At 70.4% G+C, this 20780-nt stretch carries 15 protein-coding genes; 5 read left to right on the top strand and 10 right to left on the bottom strand.

The window, feature by feature from the left end; translation table 11 throughout:
• Positions 1–57: 57 nt before the first annotated feature.
• From WMF24_RS00320 to WMF24_RS00310, 3 genes are all read left to right on the top strand, one after another.
• A complete protein-coding gene (locus tag WMF24_RS00320) occupies positions 58–936 on the top strand; it encodes a hypothetical protein (RefSeq protein ID WP_437734328.1) in 879 nt (292 codons plus the stop codon).
• A 167-nt stretch (positions 937–1103) separates the two neighbouring features.
• The gene (locus WMF24_RS00315; protein WP_437734327.1) at positions 1104–1997 is read left to right on the top strand and encodes a hypothetical protein; all 894 of its coding nucleotides are present in this window, start codon (positions 1104–1106) and stop codon (positions 1995–1997) included.
• Positions 1998–2071: 74 nt separating this feature from the next.
• On the top strand, positions 2072–4015 hold the full coding sequence (locus WMF24_RS00310; protein WP_437734326.1) for a glutamate-cysteine ligase family protein: 1944 nt from the start codon (positions 2072–2074) through the stop codon (positions 4013–4015).
• A gap of 233 nt (positions 4016–4248) precedes the next feature.
• On the opposite strand, the gene WMF24_RS00305 is transcribed toward WMF24_RS00310, so the two are convergent.
• Both WMF24_RS00305 and WMF24_RS00300 read right to left on the bottom strand, forming a co-directional pair.
• Positions 4249–4455: a hypothetical protein gene (locus WMF24_RS00305; RefSeq protein ID WP_437734325.1), complete on the bottom strand. Its 207-nt coding sequence runs from the start codon at positions 4453–4455 to the stop codon at positions 4249–4251.
• Positions 4452–4631: a hypothetical protein gene (locus WMF24_RS00300; RefSeq protein ID WP_437734324.1), complete on the bottom strand. Its 180-nt coding sequence runs from the start codon at positions 4629–4631 to the stop codon at positions 4452–4454. Before WMF24_RS00300 ends, WMF24_RS00305 begins: the two co-directional genes overlap by 4 nt.
• 400 nt (positions 4632–5031) lie before the next feature.
• Here WMF24_RS00300 and fadI point away from each other — a divergent pair, with 400 nt between their 5' ends.
• Both fadI and fadJ read left to right on the top strand, forming a co-directional pair.
• A complete protein-coding gene (gene fadI / locus WMF24_RS00295; RefSeq protein ID WP_437738947.1) occupies positions 5032–6336 on the top strand; it encodes an acetyl-CoA C-acyltransferase FadI in 1305 nt (434 codons plus the stop codon).
• A complete protein-coding gene (gene fadJ / locus WMF24_RS00290) occupies positions 6333–8567 on the top strand; it encodes a fatty acid oxidation complex subunit alpha FadJ (protein ID WP_437734323.1) in 2235 nt (744 codons plus the stop codon). The genes fadI and fadJ overlap by 4 nt, the downstream gene beginning before the upstream one ends.
• A gap of 42 nt (positions 8568–8609) precedes the next feature.
• Here the strand turns inward: fadJ and WMF24_RS00285 are convergent, their stop codons facing one another.
• From WMF24_RS00285 to WMF24_RS00250, 8 genes are all read right to left on the bottom strand, one after another.
• The gene (locus WMF24_RS00285; RefSeq protein ID WP_437734322.1) at positions 8610–9614 is read right to left on the bottom strand and encodes a hypothetical protein; all 1005 of its coding nucleotides are present in this window, start codon (positions 9612–9614) and stop codon (positions 8610–8612) included.
• 189 nt (positions 9615–9803) lie between these two features.
• A complete protein-coding gene (locus tag WMF24_RS00280; protein ID WP_437734321.1) occupies positions 9804–11411 on the bottom strand; it encodes a protein kinase domain-containing protein in 1608 nt (535 codons plus the stop codon).
• A 370-nt stretch (positions 11412–11781) separates the two neighbouring features.
• Positions 11782–12873 (bottom strand): formylglycine-generating enzyme family protein, encoded by a 1092-nt coding sequence (locus tag WMF24_RS00275; RefSeq protein ID WP_437734320.1) that lies wholly within the window; start codon positions 12871–12873, stop codon positions 11782–11784.
• Positions 12874–13144: 271 nt separating this feature from the next.
• A complete protein-coding gene (locus tag WMF24_RS00270) occupies positions 13145–14377 on the bottom strand; it encodes a formylglycine-generating enzyme family protein (protein WP_437734319.1) in 1233 nt (410 codons plus the stop codon).
• A gap of 162 nt (positions 14378–14539) precedes the next feature.
• On the bottom strand, positions 14540–14803 hold the full coding sequence (locus tag WMF24_RS00265; protein WP_437734318.1) for a Uma2 family endonuclease: 264 nt from the start codon (positions 14801–14803) through the stop codon (positions 14540–14542).
• Positions 14804–14818: 15 nt separating this feature from the next.
• Positions 14819–15178, bottom strand: a complete 360-nt coding sequence (locus WMF24_RS00260) for a hypothetical protein (RefSeq protein ID WP_437734317.1) — start codon at positions 15176–15178, stop codon at positions 14819–14821.
• Positions 15179–15253: 75 nt separating this feature from the next.
• Positions 15254–19747, bottom strand: coding sequence for a restriction endonuclease fold toxin (locus WMF24_RS00255; protein WP_437734316.1), 4494 nt, complete (start codon positions 19745–19747; stop codon positions 15254–15256).
• Complete coding sequence (locus WMF24_RS00250; protein ID WP_437734315.1) at positions 19734–20762, bottom strand: DUF2169 family type VI secretion system accessory protein; 1029 nt, start codon at positions 20760–20762, stop codon at positions 19734–19736. The genes WMF24_RS00255 and WMF24_RS00250 overlap by 14 nt, the downstream gene beginning before the upstream one ends.
• Between the last annotated feature and the right edge of the window lie 18 nt (positions 20763–20780).

Genomic DNA, 20780 nt, shown 5'->3' with positions numbered 1-20780 from the left:
CCGCCCGTGCGCGCGACCCCACCGCTCCTGCGCGAGGTTTGCTAGCATCGCCGCCCCATGCCCTGGCTCTGGTACGTAGGTCCCCTCGCGTTGCTCGTCGTCTGGTACCTGACCGGCTTGCGCGGTCGGCACGAGTCGCGGCGCGGCGCCGAGCTCGTGCGGTGGCGCGCCCTGATGACCCCGCAGGCATCCTCGCGCCGGCCCGCGGCGCAGGGCGGCGGCCGGAAGACGACCGCCGAGGTCGCCGGCCCGCGCCCCGTGCGCTCGATGCCGTCCAGCTTCGAGCGGATGCTGCAGGAGACGGGCGGCGGCACGGTCATCGCCCGCTACGAGCTCGTCCCGAAGCTCGCCCACGTCGCCGTCGTCGGGCCGGACGCGAAGAACGGCAGCGAGTACCAGGTGGTCGTCGCCAAGCTCGCCAAACCGGCGCCCCGGCTCACCGTGTGCCCGCTGCCCATCCTCGACGGCAGGCGCGTCCCGAACACCGGCATCCAGTTCAAGAAGGACCCGGAGTTCATGGAGCAGTTCCTCGTCGAGGGGGCGGAGGCGAAGGCCATCGGCCGGTGGCTCTCGAAGCGCGTCCGCGATGCGCTGCACGACTTCCCCGACGCGTGGCTCTTCGTGCAGGACCGCGTCATGGCGCTCGCGGCGTACGGCCCCGTCGACGCGGAACGCATGGAGGAGCTCGTGATCGCCGCCGACGCGATCTTCGCGGAGCACGGCAGCGATGGCGCGCCTTCCCTGCTCTTCGACGACGACAGCGACGACGAGGACGACGACGACGCGAGGGACGAGGACGACGACGACGAGGAGGAAGGCGACGACGAGGACGACGACGGCGACGAGGAAGAGGCGCCCGCGTCGGCCCCCGCCGGCAACGCCAAGCAGGGGGCGCCCGCGTCCGCATCGAGCCGCCCTGCCCCGCGCAGGTCGTAGCGCCTCCCCGCGTCGGGCGCCCTCGTGGCGCGCCGCCAGCAGCGCGCCACGACATCTCCCTTCATCCCCCTCGCACCTCGGCCGATATGCCATCTCGCAGCCACGGCAGGCGCCGTTCCACGACCACAGCGCGGCCGAGCCATGTTAGTCATCGCAGCCGGGCCTGATTGAACGCGAAACCGCTTCTCTCCTCCGCCGTCCTGCTCTCGCTGTGGCTCGCGGCGCCGTCGGCCGCCCCGGCAGAGAAGAACGGCTGGGTCCAATCCCAGGGCTCCCGCGCGCAGATCGAGCTCGACGTCCTGAGCAAGTCGGCCGACTGGTCCATGGACGACGTCGACGCCGAGGTGAGCACGTTCGGCCTCGGCTTCGCCCTCGTCGGCCAGCTCCAGTGGCGCGGCCGGCTCCACCTCGACGCGGAGCTCCCGCTCGCCTACGGCAGCGTCGACGCCTCGTTCCGGTCGACGCGGCTCGGCGTCGACGAGAGCAGCAGCGCCGGCAGCCTCCTCTTCGGCAACCCCACGCTCGGCGCCCACTACGCGCGCGACCTCTCGCGAAAGCTCGCCGTCTTCTTCGGCGGCTCGCTCTCGCTCCCCGTCCTCAGCGACCCCAACGCCGACGCGCGCGCCACGCTCCAGGCGACGCTCCCGGCGCGCGCCTACTTCGACCTGTACCGGCTCATCCCCCAGCATTTTCCCGTGAGGATCCGCGGCGGCATCGAGACCGAGGTCGCCACCCGGCTCGTCTACCGCGCGGACGCCGCGGTGATGCTCGCCCTCCCGACCAGCGGGGGCGACGCCGAGCTCGTGCTCGAGCAGTCGAACGAGCTCGAGCTGCGCACCCGGGGCGCCTTCGGCGGCGGCCTCCGGGTGCAGACGGCGCTGACGCTCACGCAGGAGGACCTCGCGCAGGTCGCGATCGAGCCGTTCGCCGTGTACGCCCCGGCGAAATCCGCCTTCTACGGCCGCGCCGGGCTGCTCGTGGCGCTCGACCCGTCGCTCGGCTTCGGCCTCGCCGAGGACAAGATCGCCACGCTCCGGCTCGCCGTCGGCCACAGGTTCTGAGCGCACCCGCCGCCGCCCGTCGTACGCTGCTGCACACAGGGAGCGCACGCGGGCGAAAGGCGGGTGGGTCGGCGATGGGCGAGCATCAGGTCTCCGAGCAGTCGAACGAGGAGCAGCTTCAGGCCTTCATGCGGGCGCTGCTCGACGACGTCGAGGCGCTCGAGCGCCTCCTCCAGGACGATCGAATCGAGTCGGGCGTCCGCCGCATCGGCGCCGAGCAGGAGATGTTCCTCGTCGACCGCGCGCTCCGGCCCGCGCCGCTCGCGCCGGAGGTGCTCGAGCGGGCGGCCGACGGCCGCCTCACCACCGAGCTCGCGCGCTTCAACCTGGAGGCGAACCTCTGCCCGCTGCCGTTCGGCGGCGACTGCCTCCGGCGGCTCGAGGCCGAGCTCTCCGACGTCGTCGGCCGCGCCACCGAGGCCGCGCGCGCGCTCGGCGCCGACGTGCTGCTCGCGGGCATCCTCCCCACCCTGCGCGCCGGCGATCTCCGCCTCGACAACCTCACGCCGTCGCCGCGCTACCACGAGCTCAACCGCGCGCTGCTGAAGCTCCGCCAGGGCCATTTCCGCGTGTCGATCCACGGGCTCGACGAGCTCGAGATGGCGCACGACAACATCCTGCTCGAGGCGTGCAACACGAGCTTCCAGGTCCACCTCCAGGTCGGCGCGCGAGAGTTCGCGCCGCTCTACAACCTGGCGCAGGTGGTGACCGCCCCCGTCCTCGCCGCCGCGGTCAACTCGCCGCTGCTCCTCGGGCAGCGGCTCTGGCACGAGACGCGGATCGCCCTCTTCGAGAGCTCGATCGACACGCGCCCGACCGACCGCGAGCTCCGGCAGCACCGGCCCCGCGTGCACTTCGGCGACGGCTGGGTGAGCGAGGGCGCGCTCGAGCTGTTCCGCGAGGACATCGCCCGGTTCCGCGTGATCATGACCGCCGAGACCGGCGAGCCCCCCGCGGCCGTGCTCTCGCGCGGCGAGGTGCCGGACCTCAAGGCCCTGCGCGTCCACAACGGCACCGTCTACCGCTGGAACCGCCCCTGCTACGGCGTCGCGGACGGGATCGCGCACCTGCGCATCGAGAGCCGCGCGCTCCCCGCGGGCCCCACGATCCTCGACGAGGTCGCGAACGCCGCCTTCTTCTTCGGCCTCATGTCGGGCCTCGCCGGCGAGCACCCGCGCGTCGACCTCGAGATGCCGTTCGCGGACGCCAAGGCGAACTTCTTCGCGGCGGCGCGCCACGGCCTCAAGGCGCAGCTCACGTGGTTCGGCGGGCAGAGCCTCCCCGCCGCCGAGCTCGTCCTCTCGCGCCTCCTCCCGGCCGCCCGCGCGGGCCTGTCGGCCGCGGGCATCGACGCCGCGGACGTCGACCGTTACCTCGGCGTCGTCGAGGAGCGCGTGCGCCGCGGCCAGACCGGCGCCCAGTGGGCGCTCGGCTCGCTCGCGGCGATGGCCGGCCAGGCCACCCCGGAGCTGCAGCACCGCGCGCTCTGCGCCGCGATGCTCGCCCGCCAGCGGGAGGAGGCCCGCGGCGGCGGCGCCGCGCGCCCCGTGCACACCTGGGAGCCCGCCGCGCTCGAGACCGACCTCGACCTCCTGCGCGACAGCTACCGGACCGTCGGCCAGTTCATGTCGACCGATCTCTTCACGGTGCGGCCGACGGACATCGTCGACTTCGCCGCGAGCGTCATGGACTGGCGGCACGTGCGCCACGTGCCCGTCGAGGACGACCAGGGCCGCCTCGTCGGCGTCGTCTCGCACCGCGCCCTGCTCCGGCTGGTCGCCCGCGGCGCCGCGCCGCAGAACGGCGCCGCGCCGCCCACGGTCGCGTCGATCATGCGCCCCGATCCGGTGACGATCACGCCCGAGACGCCGACCCTGGAGGCGATGCGGATCATGCGCGAGCAGCGCGTCGGCTGCCTCCCCGTCGTCGCCGGCGAGCGGCTGGTCGGCATCGTGACCGAGCGCGACCTCCTCGACGTCTCCGCGAGGCTGCTGGAGGCCTTCCTGCGCGACGGCTGAGCGGCCGCGCCAGCCGCGGAGCGCGCGCCGGCGCGGCGGCGGAGGAATGAAACGCAAAGGCGCAAAGGTGCAAAGGCGCCAGAAGAAACCGAGACAGTTCTTCTCGGGATCTTCTACGTCTCCTTACGTCTTTTTGCGCCTTCGCGCCTTTGCGCCTTTGCGTTTTTATTCTTTGTTGTTCGACCGGCGAGCGCTCTAGCGACGACGCGCGGAGCAGCGCTCCCGCGCCTGGCTCACAGGTCGTTGAGCTCGGTGCACGTCATCGCGTCCCCGCGCGCCTGGCACTCGAGGATCGTGCCGTAATGCTTGAGGAAGCCCTGCTTCACGCGGGTCACGTGGTATCGATTCGCATCGATCTGCCGGATGCTCGTGTAGCTCGCCTGACACCCCGTCGCAGCGAGCCCGGCGATCAGCAACCCCAGGATCCAAGAACGCTTCATTCGCCGACCTCCGTCACCTCGACCAACGTGCACTCCCCCTTGCCCGCCTGATCAGGGCACATCCAGATCTCCGGCTTGGCCCCGATGAACGGGTACACCTTGTAGCCGGTGACATACATGTATCCCGGCGCCGCCGGCGCCGAGCTGGACGCCAGCGTCGAACACCCACCGATCACCGGCAGCACGCAAAGCAGCGCTGCGAATCGAATCCGTTTCCCCATGACCGGTCACGCTATCGGGAATATTCCGTGTGGGCCAAATTAGCGCTCGCGCTGCTCCGGCCGGTCTTCCGCCCCCTACGCCGCTTCGTGGGAGCGCGCTCTCCGCCTCTCCTCCCCTCCACTTCCCTCGACTTCCCTCGAGCCCCCTCGAGCGCGGTTGACACGCCGCGTCAGCCCTTCTAAGGATCTCCCCCCGACCGGCGTGCTCTGGCCAGCCGGAACCCGGGGGGCTGCGCGGGGGCGCGCGGGGAGGGCCCGCGGCGGGCTCTCCGGCAGAGGAGGAGTCGGCATGGCTTCAGGCAAGAAGGGGAAGGGCGGCGGCAAGCTCGGCGGGGCGAGCGGCGGGACGGGCGGGGTGGCGAGCAACGGAAAGGGCGACGGCGACCGCGTCGCCGTCGTCGCCGGGCTGCGCACCCCGTTCACCAAGGCCGGGACGGCGCTCAAGGCGCTGCGCACCGTCGATCTCGCCGCCACGGTGGTCAAGGAGCTCATCCAGCGCAGCGAGGTGAGCCCGCGCGACGTCACGCTCGTCGTCTACGGCCAGGTGGTGCCGACGCTCGACTGGCTCAACATCGCGCGCGAGGTCGTGCTGCGCACGGGCCTGCCGAAGGACATCGACGCCTACAGCGTCTCGCGCGCCTGCGCGACCTCGCTCCAGGCCATGACGAGCGCCGCGGAGGCGATGCTCTCCGGCCAGCACGACGTCGCGATCGTCGGCGGCGCCGACAGCATGAGCGACGTCCCGCTCGGCGTCTCCCGCAAGCTCGCCGCCGCGCTGACCGAGCTCCAGAAGGCGAGGACGCTCGGCGCGAGGCTCGCGATCCTCTCCCGCCTCTCGCTCAAGGACGTCGTGCCGCCGATCCCCGGCTTCTCGCGCGAGCCGACCACCGGCGAGCAGATGGGCGAGGCCGCCGAGAAGATGGCGAAGCAGAACGGCATCTCGCGCGAGGAGCAGGACGCCATCGCCCACCGCTCGCACACGAACGCCGCGCGCGCCTGGCGCGACGGCACGTACGCGGCCGAGGTCATGCACGTGATCCCCCCGCCCTACGACAAGCCGGTCGAGCGCGACAACGTGGTCCGGGACGACTCCACCCTCGAGGCCTACGCGAAGCTGTCGCCGGCGTTCGACAGGCGCCACGGCACCATCACCGCCGGCAACGCGTCGCCGCTCACCGACGGCGCCAGCGCGCTGCTCCTGATGCGCGAGTCCAGGGCGAAGGCGCTCGGCTACAAGCCGCTCGGGTACGTGAAGTCCTGGTCCTACGCCGCCGTCGACCCGGGCTGGCAGCTGCTGATGGCGCCCGTGTTCGCGGTGCCGCGGGCGCTCGATCGCGCCGGCCTCTCGCTCGCGGACATGGATCTCGTCGACATGCACGAGGCCTTCGCCGCCCAGGTCGCGTCCAACCTGAAGGCGCTCGCGTCGCCGTCGTTCGCCGCGGAGAAGCTCGGCCGGTCCGAGGCCGTCGGCGAGATCGACCCCGACAGGCTCAACGTGAACGGCGGATCGATCGCGCTCGGCCACCCCTTCGCGGCCACGGGGGGGCGCATGGTGCTCTCCACGCTCCGCGAGCTCAACAAGCGCGGCGGCCAGCACGCGCTCCTCACCGTGTGCGCGGCGGGCGGCCTCGGCGCCGCCGTGGTCCTGGAGGCAGCATGACGACGACGTTCGAGCAAGCGACGCAGCCCTCCGCGGAGCGGGGTCCGATCTCCCTCGAGGTCCGCCCCGACGGCGTGGCCGTCGTCACCTACGATGTCCCCGGCGAGTCGGTCAACACGCTGAAGCCCACGTTCGCCGGCGATCTCGAGCGGGTCATGGACCGGATCGCGGCCGACCCGCTCATCAAGGCGGCCATCCTCGTGTCCGGCAAGGCCGACACGTGGATCGCGGGCGCCGACATCGACATGCTGAAGAGCGTCACGACGGCCGCGCAGGCCGAGGCGATCTGCCGGGCCGGCCACGAGGCGGTCCTGCGGATCGTGCGCTCGCCGAAGCCGATCGTCGCCGCGATCCACGGCGCCGCGCTCGGCGGCGGCTTCGAGGTCGCGCTCGCGTGCCACGCCCGCGTGCTGAGCGACGACAGGAAGACGGTGCTCGGCCTGCCCGAGGTGCAGCTCGGCCTGCTCCCCGGCATCAACGGCCTCCAGCGGCTGGCGGAGCGCGCCGGCCTGCAGGCGGCGCTCGATCACGGCCTCACTGGCAAGAACATGCGCCCCTCGAAGGCGCGGCAGCTCGGCGTCGCCGACGACGTGGTCCCCGCGCCCATCCTCAAGGAGACGGCCGCCGCGCTCGCGCTGAAGCTCGCGCGCGTCGAAGGCGGCCCGCCGTTCCGCCCCGCGCGCGCCGCGAAGAAGGGCCCGAAGCTCGACCCCGCCGCGCTCACCCGGGTCGCCCTCGAAAAGAACCCGATCGGTCGTGCTGTACTTTTCCAGCAAGCACAGAAGCAGACGCGCGAGAAGACCGGCGGGCACTACCCGGCGCCCGAGCGGATCATCGAGGTGCTGCGGGCTTACGCGGAGCGGGGCTTCGAGGCGTCGAAGGACGTCGAGGCCCGGGCGTTCGGCGAGCTCGTCGTCTCGAGCACGGCGCACCGGCTGATGGAGATCTTCTTCGCCACGACGGCGATGAAGAAGGACACCGGCGTGGACGACGCGTCCGTGCAGCCGAGGAAGGTCGAGAAGATCGCGATGCTCGGCGCCGGCCTGATGGGCGCTGGCATCGCCTATGTCAGCCTGAACGCCGGCATCCCGGTGCGGCTCAAGGATCGCGACGACGCGTCGCTCGGCCGCGGCCTCAAGTACGTGACCGACATCCTCGGCGAGCGGGTGAAGAAGAAGCAGCTCACGCCGCTCGAGCGCGATCAGAAGATCGCGCTGCTCACGACGACGACCGACACGACGGGCCTCCGGGGCGCCGATCTCGTGATCGAGGCGGTGTTCGAGGATCTCGCGGTGAAGCACGCCGTCCTGCGCGAGGTCGAGGCGGGCGGCAAGGACGACCTCATCTTCGCGTCGAACACGTCGTCGATCCCGATCGCGCGCATCGCGGCCGCGTCGAGGCGGCCGGAGAACGTGGTCGGGATGCATTACTTCAGCCCGGTCCACAAGATGCCGCTGCTCGAGGTCATCCGGACGGACAGGACGTCTCCCGAGGTGGTCGCGACGGCGGTGGCGGTCGGCAAGCGGCAGGGCAAGACGGTGATCGTCGTGAACGATGGAGTCGGCTTCTACACGAGCCGCGTCCTCGGCCCGTACATGAACGAGGCGAGCTGGCTCCTGGCCGAGGGGGTGGCGATCGAGCAGATCGACAGGGCGCTCGTCGCGTGGGGCTGGCCGGTCGGCCCGCTGGCGTTGCTCGATGAGGTGGGCATCGACGTGGCCGCGCACGTCGGACCGATCATGATCGAGGCGTTCGGCGAGCGGCTCGCCCCGCCGCCCACGATGGCAAAGCTCGTCGCCGACGACCGCAAGGGCCGCAAGAACGAGCGCGGGATGTACCTGTACGGCGCGGCGGCGAAGAAGCGGGGCAAGGGCAAGCACGCGGACGAGAGTGTCTATGCCGTGCTCGGCCTGCCGGTGCCGAAGGCGAAGGAGAAGCCGCCGGTGCCTGTCGAGGAGATCCAGATGCGGTGCTCGCTCCAGCTCGTGAACGAGGCGCTGCATTGCCTCGGCGAGGGCATCCTGAGGAGCCCGCGCGACGGCGACATCGGCGCGATCTTCGGCCTCGGCTTCCCGCCGTTCCGCGGCGGCCCGTTCCGTTACGTCGACGGCCTCGGCGCCGCGGAGGTGCTCCGCCGCATCGAGGTCTACGAGCGCCGCTTCGGCAAGCGCTGGACGCCCGCCCCGGCGCTCGTCGAGGCGGCGAGGACGGGCAAGCACTTTTACGACTGACGCGCCGGGGCGCGGGCGGCGCTCGCCGGGCGGTGGCCTTCGTCAGAAGCTGCCCTTCGCGCCGAAGACCGCCCCCGCCGGCCCCGCCTCCAGCACGCCCGCGCTGAGCCACATCGGGCGCGCGCCGGTCGCTGCGCCGGCGTGCGTCGGCTCGGTCCACAGCAGCACCGCCGCCGCTCCGAGCGCGGCCAGCCCCACCCCGAAGCCGAGGGTGCTCACCAGGGCCATCGTGCTCCCGCTGTTCGCGGCGTCGAGCCCTGTCGCATCACAGGCCTTCTCGTCGCTGGCCTGGATGCCGCTGCCGCAGTGCCGGTCGACGACGCCCTTCTTCCCGAGCACGAGCGCGCCCGTGATCCCACCCAGCACGAGCCCCGCGGCGCCGACCCCGCCCGCGACGTAGAGCGCCGCGCGACGGCCCGCCGGGGCATCCTGCGCGCCGGAGGTCGGCGGCGGCGCTCCATTCTTGATGTCCAGCACCATCTCCTTCGACTCGCCTTCGGCGATCGTGATGCGCTGTTCCTGGACAACCCCTCCCGGGATCTCGATCGATATCCGGTGCTCTCCTGGATCCACCGGCAACGCGACGCCGAGCGAGGCGTCTCCCAGCACGTGGCCGTCGCGCCGCACGACCGTCCCGGCCGGCGTGTCCGGCGGCAGGGAGAGCGCGAGCCGCGGGACCCTTCGAGACAGCGTGTCGATCTCCTGTCTCGCGACCTCCGGCCGTCTGCCTTGACGGGCCTGCTCTGCCCGCGTCATCCGCTCGAACAGCGCCATGTAATCCTTGAAGCGCGCCACCGCGGTGGCGATACGGCCCCACCTCGCCTCGCAGGAGGCCAGCGTGAAGAGCGTGCCTGGCTGGGGGTCCAGGCGCCCGCTCTCGGCGAGGGCCGCGCAGCCCGTCTCGTAGCGGCCTGCCTTCATGTCGGCGAGCCCGCGATCGAAGAGCGCCTCGGCGGCCGCGATGTCCTGCGCCGCGGCGGGCGCGGGGAGAGAGAGCAGGCCGAGGGCGGCGAGGAGCTGCGTGGGCCGGCGGAACCAAGGGGTCATGTTCTGGCGCTCAGCGGGCAAGGGAGCTGGGGACACGGGCGCATGGGGAGAACGAGCGACGCGGAGAACGAAGGCGGAAGGGCAGGCAGGTGAGATGAATCCTCATCGCGCCTGTGCGCCTCGCCGAAACGCATCAGGCCGGTCGCGGCGCGCGCGGGGAGCGAGGCGGCGTCGCGGCGGATCTCCAGATCAATGCCGCCCATAGAGGTCGGAGGTCGAGTCGGGTTTGCGCGGCGGTGGCTTCTTGCTGGCGGACGATGCCGAAGGCGGCCTGGGCCTCGAAGGCGCAGGCGTGCTCGTGGGCGCCGGCGGATGTGCGCTCGGGCGGAGAGGGGCCGCGGCGGCCGCCGCCGCGTCCGGAGGCACCGCGGGTCCAGGCGCGGTGACGGGTCCGGGCGGCGCGGTGACGGATCCGGGCGGCGCGGTGACGGGTCCGGGCGGCGCGGTGACCTGTCCGGGCGGCGCGGTGACCTGTCCGGGCGGCGCGGTGACCTGTCCGGGCGGCGCGGTGACGGCCCCAGGCGCTGCCGCGGCGAGTCCAGGCGCTGCCGCGGTCGGCCCGGGCGCTGCCGGGCTCTCGGAGACGGTGCCGGGAGCCGCCACCGCCGGATGGCCTCCACCATGAGCGCCCAGCAGGAGCCAGCTCCCGGCGCCCAGGACCCCTAACCCCAGCACCGCGAGCCCGGCGGCAAACGGCCCTCGGACGGGCTTCGCCGCGCTCGTCGACCTGGCCGACACCGCGGCCTCGGTCTGGGTCCTCGCGAGCGGCAGCCCGGGAGAGCGCGAGTCGCGCTCCGGGTACGGGATCGTCCCCGGCGCTGCCATCTCGTGCGCCGGGGCCGTCGTCGTGGCGGCGGGGACCACGCCGGGCCAGGACGGCGCCCCTGGGATCGTCCACCGGTCGACGCCCACCGGGAGGCCGAGCACCTCGCCCAGGGCCTGCACCGCCTCCACCGCCCGGCCGAACCGCGCCGCCGGATCGACCGCGGTGGCCCGCGCAAACCATGCATCGAAGCCCGGCGGCAGCATCACGCCCTGCGCGTGCGCACGCGGCACCGGCGGCTCCTGGGGACCGCGGGCGGCCAGCAGCGCGAACGCGACCATGTCGCCGGCGCTCCTCGCTTCCTGCCGCCAGTAAGGTGTCCCCACGAGCAGCGCATAGGCGATCATGCCCAGCGCATAGATGTCCGCGGCTCCCGTGAGCCTCGCGCCGACCTGGAACTGCTCGGGCGCCATGTAGATTGGCGTGCCGAGGTTGCGCGTCGCGCCGGCCGCGGCCGTGCCGTCGGCGATGAGCTTCGCGATGCCGAAATCGAGGAGCTTCACGCGGATCGAGCCGTCCTCCCGCTCCGACAGGAAGATGTTCGCGGGCTTGAGGTCCCGGTGCACGATGGCCGCGGCATGGGTGCGGTCGAGCGCGAGCGCCGTCTGGTGGAGGTAGGTGACCACCTCGGCGGGCGGCAGGCGGCCGGCGCGCTTGAGGCGCTTGCCGAGATCCTCGCCGCGAAGCAGCTCCATGACCAGGAAGGGCGTCCCGGTCGCCTCGTCGACGCCCGCATCGAAGACCTCGACGATGTACTCGCTCTCGACGTTCGCCGCGATGCGGGCCTCGAGCTTGAAGCGCTCGCGCATCTCCTCGTCTTCGAAGATGTGCGCGTGCATGGCCTTGAGCGCTCGGCGGCGCGCCGTCTCCAGGTGCACCACCTCGTGGATGCTGCCCATTCCGCCGGTGGCGATGAGGCGCACCACGCGATAGCGCCGCGCGAAGACGGTCCCCTCCGCGAGTGTGGCCGACACGGCGGAAGGCTCCCTTACCGGGCTGGCGGCGTCAAGGATCCATGGAACCCGCGAGGATCCAGGGGATCCGCGATCGGTCACCGGCAAGCGCGACGGTGCTTTCCCTCCGTGCCCGCCGTCACGCCTCGCCTCGCCGTGCCGCCGCGCAGCCAGCCGGGCTCGGCGCGCAGCGGTCTTGCAGCTGGACGCCAGGCCGCCGGCGTCGCGCTCGTCAAGGGTCGTGGATCGCCAGGGCAACCTGGCGACGTGGCCCATCACCCGGCGGCCATCGGCTCCACCCGGGGGGCATCACCGGCGCTGCGACCGCGCGGGGTGGTGCTGTACGTCGGGCGCTCACCCCGAGGGAGCGCGCTCCAGCGAGCCTCGACGACTACCGGTCTCTCGCGCACCGGACTCCGGTGTCATTTTCGATGTCCGCCGGATCGTCGTTGGTGCGTTCGTACGTGAGCAGGTACGAGGCATCGTTGACGAATGATCCGCCTCGGACCACCCGGCCCGAGGCAGGGGCCAGGTTGGCACAGTCCACGCACGACCCGGGATAGGCGGCGTACCAGTCGAGGCTCCACTCCCACATGCTCCCCACCAGGTCCGCCTGCCCCCATCGTCCATCACCCTTTGGCCGGGCCCCGACGGGCAGTATGCCTTCATACCCACACTCGCCGGCCGGAGACTCATAGTCGGTACAGTCGTACACCGCGTAGCTCCCGTCGATGGGCGCATCCGGATCTGCCGACCACGGGTACTTTCGCTGCTGGTCGCCGCCGGCCGCGGCATAGTTCCACTCCAGCTCCGTGGGCAGCCGTCCCCCGTCCCACGCGCAGAACGCGAACGCCAGGTACCAGCTCAGGCAGTTCATCGGCAGGTTCTCCTGCGCGTCGGGCACATCCGTCCATGTCTGCAAGGCCTGGTCGCACTTCACCGCTTCCTTGAGCTCCGCCGCGTTCACGGGCAGCCAGCTGCCATCCCAGCCTGCATCCCACCCGCTCCGGTCGAACAACGGGTGCCTCCCCGCGCCCGGCTTGGGCTTGCTCTCGGGATACGCCTCCACGAACTTTCGAAACCGCCCCACCGTCACCTCGAACCGATCCAGCGCGAACCCGCTCACGCTCGCCGGATACAACTCGCTGTTGTCTCGATAGAAGCCCCCGCCGGCCACCGGCATGCTCGCGCAGCAGCTCTCCTTGCCCGTGGGGCCGCATGTCTCGTCCAGCCCGACACAGCTCGGCGGGGTGGAGCACGCCTCTCCCATGCAATCTTCTCCAGGACCGGTCCCGCCGCCCGTCCCTTCCTGCATCCGGCCGCCCGTCCCTTCCGGTATCCCGCCGCCAGCCGCTTCCTGCCGCCCGCCGCCCGCCCCTTCCTGCAGGTAATAGCCGTCTCCGAGCCCCACGAGCGTCCCGCACCCGCCGGTCATGACAGCCCACGCCGCCCCTATCCATGCCGCGTGCTTCGACTTCGCCATGGCGTCGTTCTACCGCCGCCGCGCGGAGGCTGTCCACCGCGGCTCATGGCCGGGATCACACCGTCGTGCACCAGCCAGCGACGCGCTCGCCGCAGCGCGCCTCCCCGGTCCCGCGGCGAAGCCCACCGGCGCGCCGCTGGTGCGCCGCCGCCGCGACGCCGCGCCCGAGGTCCCGCGCGTCTCTCGTGTCGGCGCTGCCGCTTCGGGACCGGCTCGCACAGCGCGCAAGCTTCAAGCGAGGTGCCACGTCAGGCAATCTCAACGCCGAACACTACGGATTCCTCGCGCACCGGACCCCGGTCACCGTGTCGCGGTACATCGGGGGGAAATTCTGGCGAGCGGACGAGCGCAGCGCCTGCGCATCATCGAGGAAGCCCCCTCCCCGGACCACCCGATCATCGTCGTCATTCATGCTGGCGCAGTCGCTCTCGCAAGCAGGGTCGTAGCGGAGCGGGTGCGAGTCCAGGACCCACTCCCGTACGTTCCCGGCCAGGTCTGCCTGCTCCCACCTTCCATCCCCCGTCACGGACAGCGACCCGACGGGCATGATACACGAGCCGGCGTCAGACCCCTCCGCGGAGCAGCCGTACACCGCATGCTTCGTATCGATGGCGTCCGAGCTCGGGGACCACGGATACATCCGCTCCTCGCTTCCACCCGCCGCCGCGTAGTGCCACTCCGCATCGGTCGGCAACCGCCCCCCGTCCCACGCGCAGAACGCGAAGGCTTCGTACCAGCTCAGGCAATTCATCGGCAGATTCTCGTTCTCGCCAGGCTCATCCGTCCAGGTCGCGGCCGCGCTCTGGCCACACGTGATGGCCTCCCTCAGCTCCGCCGCACGTTGAGGCAGATATTGCTCCCATTCCCCCCCGGCCCATCCACTCATCTCGTGGCGCGGGTGCCCCCCCGCGCCCGGTTCCGGCTTGCTACCGGGATACTGTTCCACGAACTTCCGGAACCGTCCCACCGTCACCTCGAACCGATCCAGCACGAACTTGCTCACGGCGACTTCCGAGCTGATCCCGGCGTCGTCCTGACGTGCGAAGGTCCCCCCGGGCACCTCCCTCACCGCGCAGCAGGTCTCGTCGGGCTTCGCCGCCGGGCCGCAGGTCTCGTCCAACCCGTTGCAGCTCCGGGGCGGCGCCGTGCACTTCCCTGCGTCGCACACGGGGGCTGCCGCAGGGCACGGCGCTGCGGCCACCCACGCCCCGCGCTCGTCGCACCGCTGCGGCTGGCCCCCCGAGCAGCGCACGTCGTCAGGGCCGCACTCGCCGGTACACTCCCCCTCCACACACGCCTGGTCGACGCATTCGGTTCCGCCGGGCGTGCATGCCTCGCCGCCTCCGGCGCCCCCGGTGCCGGCCCCGCCGCCTCCGTCGCTAGCCCCGCCGCCCGCTGGATCGTGCAGGTAATGGTCGCCGTCCAGCCCCACGAGCGCCCCGCAACCGCCGCCCGCGAGGATCGATGCAGCCGATATCCATGCCTCGCGCGTTCTGTTACGCATGGCCTCGTGTCTACAGCGCACGCGCTGGCGTTGTCCACCGCGGCGAGCACCGGGATCGTACCCGGTTGCGCGAACGGATTGCGTTCTCGCCGCAGTCCGCGCCCCATGAATCGCGCGGTGATGAACCGCGCCCGATGCGCCTCCGCGCCGCGATGGCCCCGTTCAGGGCGCCATGACCAGGATGCCTCGCGGACGCTCTGGTACGCGGTCTCGTCGCCAGCCGACGACATCGGGGCGGAACGTGTTCCTCTCGTCGAAGTAGACATCCACCTCGGTAGCGACCCAACAGCCCCCTGGCCGGCGCCCGCCGGGCCGCTGATCGTACGGACCGATGTAGACAAAAAGCTTGCGCTGCACGGCGCCGTGCTCGCCCGTCGCGGCGTCCTTCTCGACGATGCTGCCCTCGATAAGCTCGTGGCACGTCACCAGAGCCCTACGCATTTAGCCCGATAGCTGGGATCCTTCTTCGATCAGAGCGTCGTTCTCAATTCTGAGGATCAGGCTCTGCTTCCCGTCCTCGCCCTGCACGTGAAAATATCCAGACAGATCAAGCCCGAGAGATACCATGTTGCTTATCACGCAACGAAGCATCCCCACGCCTTCCTCCACCACATCCGCCCCGTAAAAAATGTAGCGTGTCCAATTAACTGGCTCGCTGCTCCAGCACCATCCATTCATGTAGAGCTGCGCCCTCTCGTTGCCGTGCCAACGCTCGCGCATTGTTGAGATGATGGCTATGACGTCCGAAAAGGCGTCGGGCGAAATCTCCAGCCAGCCGCGAACCGAGTAGAAATACGACATGAGGATCGCCTACTGAGTGCATTCCTGCGCGACGATCGATAGGATCTGGGCAGAGGCGGGCTCTGCGTTGGAACATCAGGAAGAGCAGCCACCTTTCCCCGCCCCTCCTTTCTTCGAGACTTTTCCAGATCGCACCTCGGCCCCCTTCTCTTCAATATAGCTCCGCACCTCGGGGTGCGGCTCCTCTTTGAACCAGTAAACCGGCTGCTTGCCGAGCTCATCTGCAATGCGCACCGTCTCCTTGATCTGTCTTCTCGTGCTCTTGCCGAGGAAGTTCCTTGGACTGTTGACCGCAGATGATGAGTCCTTCGCCTGGATGAGCTCCGTGGATGTCACCGAGTCGAACTCGCGCCCCTCGATCACGTCTGATATTCCGTCGCTCATTGCCCTGACATCTTCCTCCCAGTCCGCGCCTGCCCCCCAATTATCTACTCTATTGCCCCTGGTAAGACCGAGAGGATCGACGTGAACTGTTGGGCTACCGTCGAATGCGAACAGGTGAAGTCCGCCGTTGATCCTCAGCGGGTCCGAACTGCACCAGCTCCCCACCTCCGGATCGAAGTACCGGAATCGCGTGTAGCACAATCCGATCTCTTCGTCCGCATACTGCCCCAGCAGCCGGAACGGGCTCTCCACCGGCCGCGCGTGCCGCGCCGCCGGGTCCCTGAAGACCTCGGCCACTCGGCCCCACGCCGAGTGCGCCGCCGACCAGGCCACCCGACCGTCCGGCCCCACGAGCTCCTTCGGCATCCCCAGGTGATCGCTCACCACCGCGAACACCTGTCCCTGCTCCGCTTGCAGCAGCGGCACGAACGTCCGTGGATCGTGCACGAACACGCGTGCTCCTCGCGTTCGCTCCAGATCCGCTGCCAGCTCATCTCCGTCCCAGACGAACTCGATCGCACGGTCGGCCGCCTCAGCTCCCGCTGGTAGGATCTCCTTGCGCATCCGCCGCCCGAACGCATCGTAGGAAAAACGCACTCGGGTCCCGTCAGGCCGCCGTACCTCGCGCAGCCGGTCCCGACAATCCCACGTGTACTCGGTCGCCGCCCGTTCAGCGCTCTCTCCGCGCACGCCGAGGTCGAGCTTGACGACGCGCCGCCCGCGCCTGTCGTACGTGTACTTGGCCTTGTCCGTCTGGCTCAACAACCCCCCCGGCGCGATCTCCCACTCCGGGGACCCCGCCTGCGCCTCGAGCCCCTCGAGCATCTTCTGCAGCGAGCCCGCCGCGTCGTACGCGAACACCTCGCGCAGCGATCCGCGCTGCGCCCCGAGGAGCTGGTCGATCCGGTCATACTGGTACGTGGTCGCGCCCCACCGGCCGTCCTCGATCTGCGTCACGCGCCCGAGCGCGTCGTAGCTCCATCTCCGCTCGACCAGGCCCTTGGTGATCTCCGCCCCAGACGACGACGCCGATACTCTCTGCTCGATGAGCCGATCCATCGCGTCGTACCCGCTCTGGATCGACACCTGCTCATCCGGACGGCCGCGCCGGACCTCCCGTCCGAGCACGTCGCGCTCGATCTCCATCCGGTAGCCGTCGTGCTCCACGGCGATCAGCGCATCCAGCGCGTCGTACACGTAGTTCGTGGTCGCGCCGTTCGGCAGCACCCGCCTGGTTCGCCGCCCGAGCGCGTCGTGCTCGAACCGAAGCGCCTTGTCTCCCTGTCGCTCCGTCACGATCCGCCCGAGCTTGTCTCGCTCGAACATCGTGACGACCTTGCGCTCCCCTTCCTCCACGACCGCGCCGAGCAGCCGCCCGAGCGCGTCGCGCGGATAGGTCGCTATCCCGTCGGTCGACTCCTCGAAGACGATGTTGCCCAGCCGGTCGTGGTTGAACGATCGGAAGCTCCCGTCCGGGTAGTCGATCCGCGCCAGGTCGCCGGCCTTCGAGTAGTCGTACTTCAGCGCCCGCCCGTCGAACGTCTGCTCCTCGACGACGCGACCCGCAACGTCGTACACGAACGCATACACCTCTCCACGCGGATTCTCTATCTCCCGGAGCCGCTCCTGGGACGTGTACCGGAAGGACCACGTGTGCCCGTCAGGCCGCGTGACACGCGTGAGCACGCCCGTGCCGGCATACTCCATCGCCGTCACTTGCCCCAGAGCGTCCGTGACCTGCGTCACATTCCCCTGCGCGTCGTAGGCCTGCCGCGAAACGGTTCCATCCGGACGCTGGATCTCGATCGGCCGGCCCAGCCGATCATACGTGAGCCGCGTCACCCTCCCGAGCGCGTCAGTCATCGACACGGGCCGTCCGAGCGCGTCGTATTCGAACGTGGCCCGCGCTCCGCGCGCGTCCGTCTCTGCGATCACATTGTGCCGGGCGTCGTATTCATACCGCATGACCGGCCCGTCAGGTCCCTCGATCGAGCACAGGAGCCCTCGGCCGTCGTATGATAGCTTGTACGTCACGCCCGTCGGGTACTGGATCTCGATGAGGTTCCCGCGCGCGTCGTGCGTATAACGCGTCTCAAGGCCGTCGGGCCCCGTGCGCTGGACGGGGAGATCCCCCTCGTAAGTCCACGCCGTCACATTCCCTGCCGGATCCACGACCCGCACGAGGTTGCCGCGCTCATCGCGCTCGAAGCGCGTCGTGTTCCCCGCGCCGTCGCGCTCCTCGACGAGGAAGCCATCCTCGTCGAACTCGCGCTCCTCCAGGACGACGCCCGTCGTCGTCTCCTCGCGCGTGACGAGCCCCTCGTCGTCCCATGTATATATCCTCGGCTCCTCGCTCTCCGCCCTCGTCGTCTGCGTCCGCTCGTCGGCGTACAGCTCCACCTCGTGCAGCCCGTCGGGTCCCCACGTCCGCACGCACCGCCCGGTCTCATCGTCGTAAGCGTACTGGAATCGCGCGCCACTCTTGCGCCGCACGGCGGTCATCCGATCCGCGCCGTCGTACTCGTACTCCTCGGCGTTCCCGAGCGCATCGACGACGGCGGCTAGATTCCCGCCCTTCGAATAACGGTACTCCACAGATTGTTCGATGTGGCCGTCAACGCAAACGTCGAGCCGCACGAGCCGGCCGCGGTCCCACCTGACGAGGACCTCACGCCCGGTCGTGTCGACCACGCGTGAGAGCAATCCCTCGTCGTATTCGAGCGTGATCGCGTTACCGTTCGCGTCCTCGATCGAGCGGAGCAGCGCCTTGCGCCCCGGGCCGGCGAAGACGCGGGTAACGCGGTCATCTGGGCTATAAACACGATAGCTCCCGTCGCTGCCGACGCGGAGCTCGATCCGCTCGCCGCGGTGATACGCTACCTCGCCAGCGCCTACCTTGTCGAAATAGATCCATCGACCTTCGCCGTCGCGCAGGTCGAGCGTCTCCTCGCCCTCCTCGATCCACTCCTCGAGAGTGTGGGCCCACCCCGGCCCTAGCGCCGCGTCGCGGTCGCCGCAGCGCGAAGAAGCATATTGGCGTTCGATGGCGAGCGGAATGATACCGGGCAACGAGAGATCTGTCGCCTGATTGACGACCTCGCCTGTCGCCACGTCGACGGGATCTCCTACGCACTTTTGGTGCGCCGGCTTCTTTGACGGGTTCTTGTGTTTCTTTGGGCGCTTCGGGCGCCCTTTCCCGCCACCCGCTTTGCTTCCCTTGCCGGGGGTCCCCTTGACCACGACCCCGTTGTTGCCCTTCTTCTTCGGCTTCTTCGCACCTCCGCCGGTGGCGTCGTCGGCCCCCTTCTTGCCCGCCTTCTCGGCGCCCTCCTTGCCCGCCTTCTCGGCGCCCTCCTTGCCCGCCTTCTCGGCGCCCTCCTTGCCCGCCTGCTCCGCCCCCTTCTTGCCCGCCTGCTCCGCCCCCTGCTTCCCCGCCTGCTGGGCGGCCTCTTGCGCGCCCTGCTTGGCTCCCTGCTCGCCGACCCCTTCCGCGATGGCTTTGCCCGCCTTTGCGGCCAGCCTCCCACCCGTGGCCGCCGAGCCCGCGAACGGGATCATCCCCGCCGCGGAGATGGCCGCGTTCGCATAGTCGCCTTCCGCGAGATAGATGACCGCGTTCAACCCATCCGCAATCTCACCGACCCCCGGGATGAAGCCGGCGAGATCGAGCCCTGCGTGAACCCACTCCGAGGCCCCGTCCCAGAATTTTCCGAACCAGCTCTTCTCGGCCTCCTCGCGCATCTTGTTGAGGTCCACGAGCGGCCCTGCATAAGGCGCCAGCCCGTGGGCCATGAACACCGCCTTGCCGAGCGTGTTCTCCGGCCCATCCGGGCCCGCGCAGTTCATCGCGTACAGCGATGTGTGATAGGTGACGTTGGCCCCTCCCGCGTGGACGGTCGTGCTGTGCGTGATCGGCCGGCAGTACCCCAGGTTCACCCCGCTCTTGACGCCGCCGCCCGTCCCCGGCTCGTCGCCCTGGACGGTGGTGATCCGGCTCGTCATCGTCGCGGTGTCGAACGTCCCGAGCCTCACCGTGGTCGCCTCGTCCACGCCGGCGGCCAGGCAGGCGCGGATCTGGTACGGCACCGGCTTCATCTCGTCGCCGATGGGCGTCTTGCAGACATCCGGCTCGGTGCAGACGACCCACGCGTTCCCCGTCTTGCAAAGCGCTTCATTCTCGGCCACGAGTCGTCCCTCCCGGCGCCGCCATGCATGCCTCGAGCGCCTCGATCGGGCGCCTCTTGCTGTACGCACCGCGCCATGTCATGAACAGGCGCCCTTCCGGCACGTCGATCATCAGCGTGTCGAGGAGCATCGGCACCACCGCGCGCGAGCCCGTCTCGAGCAGCGCCAGGAGGCCGAGCTCGTACCCTGGCAGCCGGAACTCGAGCACCCCGTCCGGGTGCAGGTTCTCGAGGACGATCTCCTCGTTGCCGCGGAGATAGCCCGGATAGACGAGATCCGGATGAGCGCTGTTGTAGAACCGGTAGTCGAAATCGAGCGGCACGTGCGGCCAGCGCTCGTTGAGCCACGCGTCGTCGTACGTCCCCGCGTACGCCCGCCGCGGCAGCCAGACCCCCGGCATCGGGCCGAGCCCCTCCGGCTTGTGGATCCGGCCGAGCTCGGTGACGGGGTCGTCGGGCGACTCGATCTGCGGCGCCTCGAACGCGACGTCGGTCGGCGCCTTCCCCTCGGGGAGATAGCCCTTCCCGACGGGGTTCTGCTCGAACGCATGGCGCGCCCCCCAGGCGTCCTGGAACGTCCCGCCGAACGCGTGCTCGTACCGCATGGGCACCTCGCGGCAAGGCTCGGGGTCGGTCAGGCGGTACTCGCCGCCTTCCTGCACCCAGCGCCGCGGTCCGGTCACGCGGAGCGTCTTGTCCACCTTGCCGACGCGCGCGCGGACGAACCACGCCGGCGCGGGCCAGCCCCCCGGCGCGTGCGCCGTCGCGTTGATGTGGATGTCGCTCCGCTGCTTGAACGGCGCGAGATCGCCCTCCATCCGCAAGCTCGACGCGCTCGGGTCCCCGTGGAACACGTTCTCCCCGGACACCTCGGGCTGCTCCGGATCGAGCTGCGCGACGCCTCCAGGGACGATGCGAAAAGCCCCGCGCAGCACGAACACGCCGAACTCGCGCCCCTGCGGATCGATGCTGTCGAAGAGGAAAGGCCAGAAACGGGTGTAGTTCCGTAGGATCATGGCAGCGCCTGTCCAGCG

It is taken from the genome of Sorangium sp. So ce1335 (genome assembly GCF_051521615.1).
Lineage (GTDB): Bacteria > Myxococcota_A > Polyangia > Polyangiales > Polyangiaceae > Sorangium.
This window is presented reverse-complemented; position numbering and strand designations above follow the sequence as displayed.